Source organism: Burkholderia sp. HMSC10F09, assembly GCF_001806955.1.
Classification (GTDB): domain Bacteria; phylum Pseudomonadota; class Gammaproteobacteria; order Burkholderiales; family Burkholderiaceae; genus Burkholderia; species Burkholderia multivorans.
The window spans coordinates 24,471-32,661 of sequence record NZ_KV786631.1 but is presented as its reverse complement, the minus strand read 5'-3'; the positions used below and the strand labels follow the sequence as shown (position 1 = coordinate 32,661).

The following is an 8,191-nucleotide window of genomic DNA, read 5'->3' as shown; positions in this document are numbered from 1 at the left end:
CGATGCGCGCGGCGGGCGATGCGCGCGGCGCGCGTGCCGGCTTAGGCCGGCCCCGCGCCCACCAAAACGTACCGCGCGACCATGCTCCCGTAAAACCTCACCTCAATGCCAGTGAGCACTCACGTCTCCTCCCGAAAAGGCTCACCTTCGGCTCCTGCAGACCCTCACCGGCAGTTCCCGCACCCTCTCACCGCGCGGTCCCGCAAGCACTCACCGATGCGCCCGGCCGACGCTTACCGCCTGTTTTCGCTTCGCGTCGGCAGGTTCGTCCCGGAAAACCTCACCGAGCGATCCCGAAAACGCTCACTTTCGGCTCCTGCATAAGCTCACCGGCCGCTCCCGTATCGGCTCACCGTTTGGCATGGCAAATGCCCGACGCGACGCTCCTGAAAAAGCTCACCTTTTGGGATCGGTCGAGGTCGCGCGAGCCGGAATGCCGGCGGGAACGTGCATCGCGGAACGACGTCGGTCTCACGGTCGCGCCTGCCATACCGATGATGGGTCGCGATGCGAATCGCCACACTCGGCGGCCACTCCCGCTGCAGGGAAATCGAACAGCGCTCGCACGGACCGGCCCGCGCATTCGCCTCGCACCCAGCCCTCGCACTCACTAAGCCTGCAGCTTCATCCTGAACCCGACGACACCGGGCTCCTCCGTCGCCGACACCTCGAAGCCGCACGATTTCGCCAGCGCGATCATCGGCGCGTTCTCGCGCAGCGCCTCGCCGACCATCCACGCGGTGCCGCGCGAACGCGCGTAGTCGATGATCCGCGTGAGCAGCAGGCGCCCGAGCCCCTTGCCCTTCTGATCGGGCCGCACCGCGATCGCGAATTCGGCCGTCTCGTTGTCCGGATCGCTGACCGCGCGCGCGACGGCGAGCGTGTGCGCCTGCCCGGACGCATCGTTCACGACGGCGATGAACGCCATCTCGCGGTCGTAGTCGATCTGCGTCATCCGCGCGATCTGCGAATGGTCGAAGCTGCGTACCGCGCCGAAAAAGCGCATGCGCAGATCTTCGGGCGTCATCGCGCGCAGCAGCTCGCTGTGCGCGGGCTCGTCTTCGGGACGGATCGGACGGATCGTCACGGTTTCGCCGCGCCAGTCGAGCGTGCGTTCGAGCGCGCGCGGATACGGCATGATCGCAAGCCGGCTCCGTCCGGCCGCGAGCGCTATGCGCGGCGCGATCACGCTGACGCGACCCGGCGACACGCGCAACCTGAGCGACATCGCGACGACTTCGCGCACGTCGCATACGACCTGCGACAGCGCGATCAGTGCGTCGAGCACCGGCTCGATCGGCGCGCGCCGCGCATAAGGCGAACGCGCGATCACGGCACGCGCGAGCACCGTGTTGAGCGGCGGCAGCCCGTAGACGACGAACGGCGCCGATACGCCGTCGGCAGGCGGCACGGCGTAGCGAAACACGGGCCCGAAGTTCGAATCGTCGTACATGTCGACCGTCACGTCGACGATCGCGGCCCCGGGCGGCTCGTCTGCCTCGCCGTGCAGACCGAAGTGGGACAGCCAGTGCAGCGCGGCGTCCCCCGTCAGCGCATGCCGGCCCTCATCGAGCATCCGGCGCGCATCGGCTTGCGCGGTCGCGATGCACGCGGCCGGATGCGAAGGCGTACCTTCCGGCGTCTGCATCAGCAACTGGCGACCGAGGTTGTAGTCGACGAGACGCGCATACGCTCGCGCAAGCCGCTGCGGCGTCGAGTGCACGGGAATGCCGCTTGCATGCAGCGCGTCGCGTGTGGCCGCATCGACTGCGCCGAAGAAGCACGCAAGCACGCCGCGATGCGCGTGCTGCCTGTTGTCGATCAGCACGCGCGCCACCGCATCGGCCGGTGCGCTGTGCGACGTCGAATGCACGACGAACAGCGTGCCTGTTTGCGGAAACGGCGCGAGCGCCTTGATCGCCGCGGCGAAATGCTCGGGCCGCGCATCGTCGCCGAGCGTGAGCGGATTGCCGGGTGTGTCGAGATGCGGCAACGCAGCCGACATCGCGGCCGCGACCTCGGCCGGCCATTCAGCCAATGCGACGCGCACGTCCTCGACCGCATCGACGGCAAGCTTCGCGACGCCGGCGTCGCTCGTCACGAGCGTCGCCGCGCCGCGCGCCGTGACGCGGCCGACACCGAGCGTCTCGATTTCGTCGAGCAGATCGTCGAGCGCATCGACGCGGACGATCCCCGCGCGCTGGAACGCCGCCGTGTAGAGCCCGTCGCCGGGATCCGCACGACCGGTGCGCAGCGCGAGCACCGGCTTGTTGCGCGCCGCCGCGCGTGCGGCCGACATGAACTTGCGCGCGGCGCGAACCGAGTCGAGCTCGAGCAGGATCGCGCGCGTGCCCGGATCGCTGGCGAGATAGTCGAGCACGTCGCCCGCATCGACGTCGGCTTCGCCCCCGAGCGCGACGACGTGCGAAAAGCCGAGGCCGCGTGCGTTCGCCCAGCCGAGCACCGCGTTCGTCAGCGCATTCGATTGCGATACCCATGCGACACCGCCGGAACGCACCGTATAAGCGGGCGCGCCGAAATGCGCGTGACGCGCGGGCGACAGCACGCCGAGGCTGCCCGGCCCGACGATGCGAAGCACGAACGGCTTCGCGGCCTTCAGCGCGCGATCGAGCGCCGCGCGATCGGCATCGCTGCGCGCATCGCCGACGATGATCGCCACACGCGTGCCCAGTTCGCCGAGCTTGCGTACGATGCCGGCCCACGTCGCCGGACGCGTACAGATCACGGCGACCGACGGCGGTGCAGGAAGCCGGTCGACGTCCGGTACGACCGCGTGCCCGTCGAGCTCGCGATGCTTCGGATTGACGGGCCACACCGGACCGTCGAACGCGCCGTCGAGCACGCGCGACCAAACCATTGCGCCAATACTGCCCGCACGCGACGACGCACCGACGACCGCAACGGACCTGGGCTGGAACAAGGCATCGAGATGGCGAACAGTCACATCGGCTCCACTGGCTGACGAAACACGGCCCGACCGGCATACGGCTCCGCGCCGCACACCGATCCGCGAATCCCAAGCATAGGCGAAGGGCCCGCGGCTGCCTATATGCCGAACGGCCAGCTGTCCGCCGGCCGTCAAGCCGCGCATCATGCGTCGACCGGCGACACATCGCGTGCCGCGCACCGCACTGAGCGACGTGCGTGCATCGATCGCAGCGCCGACGCATCGCGGTACATCGATGCACGTGCCGCCGTCAAAGGTGAGGCTTTACAGGAGCGAAGGTGAGAATGTTCGGGAACACCGTCCAGCCCTGCGCGCTACCGCGTACGGTGATGAAAATGCGCTTTGTGTCCGCACGCGTCGCATGGCGAATAACGTGGCAAGAACGTGCGCAATTACGCGGCCGTTTACCGACATTCGCCGCGATAGCGAGCCGAATCGCGGTGAAATCGCGAAATACGATCGGTCCATTGCGTGACGCCGCATCGCAGTCCAGCGACGCGATGCATTTTGCATGCGTGGGAAAACAGAACGGTGCGACGGCCGCAAGGCCTGTCGCACCGTCGGTCGGTAAGCGAAAGGTGAGGATTTTCGGGAGTCAGTCGGCGATCAGGAATCGCGTGCGGTTCTTGCCGAGCCACGCGGGCGCGCGCCCGCGGCCACTCCAGGTTTCGCCCGTCTTCGGGTTGCGATATTTCGGCGGCAACGTGCGCTTCGGCTTTGCGCTCGGCGCGCCGAGCGGCCGGAAACCGAGCTCTTCCGGCGTAATGTCGAATTCGTCGATTTTCGCCCGGATCTCGGCTATCGCGTCGGCAATCGCCTTCTCGCGTTCCTTGTCGATTTTTTGCTGAAGCCTTTCGAGTTGCACGGACAGTTGCCGGTAGGTCGCCATATCGATGGGATTCCTTGAGGGTTATTCATGAAAAATAGCCGACACCAAGCAAATAGAAAAGCGCGTGACCCGAAAGTATTTTCGGCCGCCCATTGCGGGATCAATAGCCGCTTTTCTTGCGGCATGCGAAGAGCAGGCTTCGCGTGCCGTTATCCGTCGATTGCTGGAGCACGTCGTACTCGCCGTTGCAGATCGCGCGCGCATTGTCCGTGCAATTGCTCCACGAGTCGCCCGTGCATTGAACCTGCGTAGTCGGGCGTCCGTCGGACGTGAACAGCGGCGCACCGCCGCCGCACCCGCCGAGCGCCGCGACGAGCGCCAACAACCCGGCCCCGCGCAGCAACGCCCGAGGCCCCCGACAGACCGACGCAAGCATGTGTTTCATTGTTCTTTCCGTCAACCTTTTTTTAAATGTCGCGAGTATGCCATGCACGGCCGCCTATTGTTCAATTGGGCGTGCGGTCCGGCTGCCCGCGCGTCCGATACGGCAACGTTCGTGCCGGATCGTCGGTGATGCGAATGAAAACCTGTTCGACATCGGGCAGCGCCTCGAATTCGCGTTGCAGCGCCTGTCGATCGAATCCAGGATTCGCACAGCCTTCGACATAGACGAAGCGCCGCTGCACGGTGATCCACAGGCTCGTGCCGCGCAGCCGTTCGGATCCGGCGAAATGCGCCTTGGCGGCATCCGCGATCGGCGCGTCGTACAGATAGGAGTTCGGCTTCGTGCAGCGATGCGCGAGCCAGCAGGTCGTCCCGCGCTCGACGCGGTAGTGCGCGTCGTCCTCCATCTCGGCCTTCGTCATCCACGGGCCGAGCGGCAACGGGCATTCGGCGATGTCCCGCGACAGCGCAACGAACGGATCGTTGTACCAGTTGCGCCGCGCCGTGGGCGCCTCGGTATCGCCCGTCTGCGCCAGCGCGGACGTCGCGAGCATCAACGTCACCCAACCTGCGATGCCGATTCGCTTCATATCGCCTCCTGTCGGCCGACTCGCACGTGCATGCCGGCCGGCCTGTGTTTCGCGATCGTTCCCATACCTGATGCGCACCATGCAGGCGCGCGCGCCCGCGCGGTCCGCAGCGGCCTATCGACCGATACCGAGCGCCGCGAGCTTCTTGTACAGCGTTGCGCGTCCGATGCCGATCCGCGCGGCGGCCTCCGCCACCTTGCCGTCGCACGCGGCCAGCGCGTCGACGAAGAACTGGCGTTCCCACGCCGCGAGCGCGTCCGCATACGACACGTGCTGCCCGGCATGCGGGTCGCCGGCGCCGGACCTGGAACCGGCGCCCGCGCCGCCCGCCGTCACGGCACCCGCCGGCACGGCCGGAGCGGCGTCCGCATGTACGCGCGTCGGTCCGAGAAACGGCGCGAGCGCACGTGCATCGATGATCGCGCGATCCGACAGCATCAGCGCGCGCTCGAGCGTGTTGCGCAGCTCGCGGACGTTGCCCGGCCACGGATAGGCGCAAAGCATCCGCAACGCGTCGTCGGTCAGTTCGCAGTGCGCGGCGCGCCCGTGCTGCGCAGCGAGCTCCTCGAGCGTCACATAGACGAGCGCCGCAATGTCCGACGCGCGCGCGCGCAGCGGCGGCGCATGAATCGTCAGCACATTGAGCCGGTAATAGAGATCGGCGCGAAAGCGCCCGGCCGCGACGAGCGCCGGCAGGTCGGCCGACGTCGCCGCAATGATGCGCACGTCCGCGCGCACGATGCGGTTCGACCCGACCGGTTCGAATTCCTTGTCCTGCAGCACGCGCAGCAGCTTGCCCTGCAGCGGCTACGGCATGTCGCCGATCTCGTCGAGAAACAGCGTGCCGCGATCGGCCAGCTCGAACTTGCCGACGCGGCCCTTGCGATCGGCGCCGGTATACGCGCCGGGCGCGGCGCCGAAGAACTCGGTTTCGAGCAGCGTGTCGGGAATCGCCGCGACGTTGACGGTCACGAGCGGCTGCAGCGCACGCGCCGACGCCGCGTGAATCGCATGCGCGAGCAGTTCCTTGCCGGTGCCTGTCTCGCCGAGCAGCAGCACCGGCGAATCGACTTGCGCGGCGCGGCGCGCCTGTCGTTTCGTCTCGAGACTCGCGGCGCTCGTGCCGACGAAGCTCGCGAACGTGTACTTCGCGCGGCGCGCCTGCGCGAGCGAGCGCTGCGTCGCGATCAGCTGCTGCTGAAGCTGCGCGTAGCGCGAGAAGATCGGCGTGAGCGTCTTCAGCTGATCGAACAGCGCGAAGCCGATCGCGCCGACCGTCTCGCCGGCCTCGTTCTTCAGCGGCAGCCGCGTGACGACGAGCGGTTCGCGGCCGGTCTCCATGATGTCGAGCAGGATCGGCTGGCCGCTCGACACGACTTCGCGCAGCAGGCTGTTCGGGATCACGGCCTCGCAGTCGAGGCCGACGGCCTGCTGCGGATCGGCAAAGCCGAAACGCGCCGCGTAGCGCTCGTTCATCCAGACGATCCGCGCATCGCGATCGACGACCACCGTGCCCGCGCTCGAATCCTCGAACGTGCGAAACAGCGACTCGGCGGCGCGCCGCAGCACGTCGCCGTAGTTGGCGGGCAGCCGGGTCCAGTCGTTCATCATCGTGTCGTCGTCTCCGTGTATCTTCGGTCGGATGTCTCCGTATCGGGACGGATTATCTCATTTCGGAGACACGCCGGATTGCCTTGTCGGGGAAGACCCTCGCCGAGTCGACACGCGATCGCGATCGCCGATTCGTCTCCGTCTGGAGACGTTTCACGTAGAATCGTCAGACATTGGCCGGCGCGGGCCCGCCCGACCACGCCGGACCCGCGTCCGGCGGCGCATTGCGGCCGATGGCACGAAACCTGCACGAAGCTGAGCCGGTCCGCGGCGCACCGTCCGACCGAACAACAACCAAAGCAATTAGGAGACTTCCCTTGTCTTTCGTGATCGTCCTCGCCGCGCTGGCGTTCCTGATGTTTGCCGCATATCGCGGCTACAGCGTGATCCTGTTCGCGCCGATCGCCGCACTCGGCGCGGTCCTGCTCACCGATCCGGCCGCCGTCGCGCCCGTCTTCTCCGGCATCTTCATGGAGAAGATGGTCGGCTTCGTCAAACTGTACTTTCCGGTGTTCATGCTCGGCGCGGTGTTCGGCAAGGTGATCGAACTGTCCGGCTTTTCCGAGTCGATCGTCCATGCAGCGATCCGCTACATCGGCCGCTCGCGCGCCAATGCGGTAATCGTCGCGGTGTGCGCGCTGCTCACGTACGGCGGCGTGTCGCTGTTCGTCGTCGTGTTCGCGGTCTATCCGTTCGCGGCCGAGCTCTATCGCCAGAGCAATATTCCGAAGCGGCTGATGCCGGGCGCGATCGCGCTCGGCGCATTCTCGTTCACGATGGACTCGCTGCCCGGCACGCCGCAGATCCAGAACATCATCCCGACCACGTTCTTCAAGACGACCGCATGGGCCGCGCCCGCACTCGGCACGATCGGCTCGCTGTTCATCATCGTCGTCGGTCTCGCGTATCTCGAATGGCGCCGCCGTTCGGCGATGGCGAAGGGCGAAGGCTACGGCACGTCGCTCGTCAACGAGCCGGAGCGCGTCGAAGCGCAGTCGCTGCCGAATCCCGCGCTCGCGATCCTGCCGCTGATCCTGGTCGGCGTGTCGAACTTCGCATTCACGAAGCTGATCCCGCAGTGGTACGGCACCGCGTCGTACACCGTCGCGCCGGAAGTGCTGCCGGGCGTCCATGCGCCGGTGACGACGTCGATCAAGACCGTCGTCGCGATCTGGTCGGTCGAGGCCGCACTGCTGCTCGGCATCGTGCTCGTCGTGCTGACCGCGTTCAAGCGCGTCAGCGAACGCTTCGCGGCCGGCTCGAAGGCGGCCGTCGGCGGCGCGCTGCTCGCCGCGATGAACACCGCGTCGGAGTACGGCTTCGGCGGCGTGATCGCTGCGCTGCCGGGCTTCCTCGTCGTCGGCGACGCGCTGAAGAGCATCCCGAACCCGCTCGTCAACGCGGCGGTGTCGGTCAGCTCGCTCGCGGGCATCACGGGCTCGGCATCGGGCGGCATGAGCATCGCGCTCGCCGCAATGTCGGACCTGTTCATCAAGGGCGCGCAAGCGGCCAACATCCCGATGGACGTGCTGCACCGGGTCGTCGCGATGGCGAGCGGCGGCATGGACACGCTGCCGCACAACGGCGCGGTGATCACGCTGCTCGCCGTCACGGGCCTCACGCACCGCGAGTCGTATCGCGACATTTTTGCGGTCACCGTGATCAAGACGCTCGCGGTGTTCTTCGTGATCGCCGTGTATTACATGACGGGGCTCGTGTAATTCCTTGCGGCGGGCGGCGCTTCGCACG

Annotated in this window: 5 protein-coding genes and 1 pseudogene; 1 reads left to right on the top strand and 5 read right to left on the bottom strand. The window is 67.2% G+C overall.

Annotated features, from left to right (window positions below):
* Positions 1–610: 610 nt before the first annotated feature.
* The 5 genes and pseudogenes from HMPREF3115_RS09220 to HMPREF3115_RS09200 form a co-directional block, all read right to left on the bottom strand.
* On the bottom strand, positions 611–2,965 hold the full coding sequence (locus HMPREF3115_RS09220; RefSeq protein ID WP_070554190.1) for a bifunctional acetate--CoA ligase family protein/GNAT family N-acetyltransferase: 2,355 nt from the start codon (positions 2,963–2,965) through the stop codon (positions 611–613).
* A 598-nt stretch (positions 2,966–3,563) separates the two neighbouring features.
* Entirely contained in the window at positions 3,564–3,857 is a 294-nt protein-coding gene (locus HMPREF3115_RS09215) for an H-NS histone family protein (protein WP_006407894.1), read from the bottom strand.
* 100 nt (positions 3,858–3,957) lie between these two features.
* Complete coding sequence (locus HMPREF3115_RS09210; protein ID WP_012468072.1) at positions 3,958–4,242, bottom strand: hypothetical protein; 285 nt, start codon at positions 4,240–4,242, stop codon at positions 3,958–3,960.
* Between the two features lie 61 nt (positions 4,243–4,303).
* Positions 4,304–4,831, bottom strand: coding sequence for a hypothetical protein (locus HMPREF3115_RS09205; RefSeq protein WP_006412208.1), 528 nt, complete (start codon positions 4,829–4,831; stop codon positions 4,304–4,306).
* Between the two features lie 114 nt (positions 4,832–4,945).
* Positions 4,946–6,442, bottom strand: a pseudogene (locus HMPREF3115_RS09200) (sigma-54 interaction domain-containing protein).
* A 317-nt stretch (positions 6,443–6,759) separates the two neighbouring features.
* Between HMPREF3115_RS09200 and HMPREF3115_RS09195 the strand changes: the two are divergent.
* Positions 6,760–8,163: a GntP family permease gene (locus HMPREF3115_RS09195; protein WP_053298126.1), complete on the top strand. Its 1,404-nt coding sequence runs from the start codon at positions 6,760–6,762 to the stop codon at positions 8,161–8,163.
* Positions 8,164–8,191 lie beyond the last annotated feature (28 nt).

Excerpts from the sequence above, each read along its gene's own strand:
- HMPREF3115_RS09215 (WP_006407894.1), bottom strand. The coding sequence starts at position 3,857 with ATGGCGACCTACCGGCAACTGTCCGTGCAACTCGAAAGGCTTCAGCAA.
- HMPREF3115_RS09210 (WP_012468072.1), bottom strand. The coding sequence starts at position 4,242 with ATGAAACACATGCTTGCGTCGGTCTGTCGGGGGCCTCGGGCGTTGCTG.
- HMPREF3115_RS09205 (WP_006412208.1), bottom strand. The coding sequence starts at position 4,831 with ATGAAGCGAATCGGCATCGCAGGTTGGGTGACGTTGATGCTCGCGACG.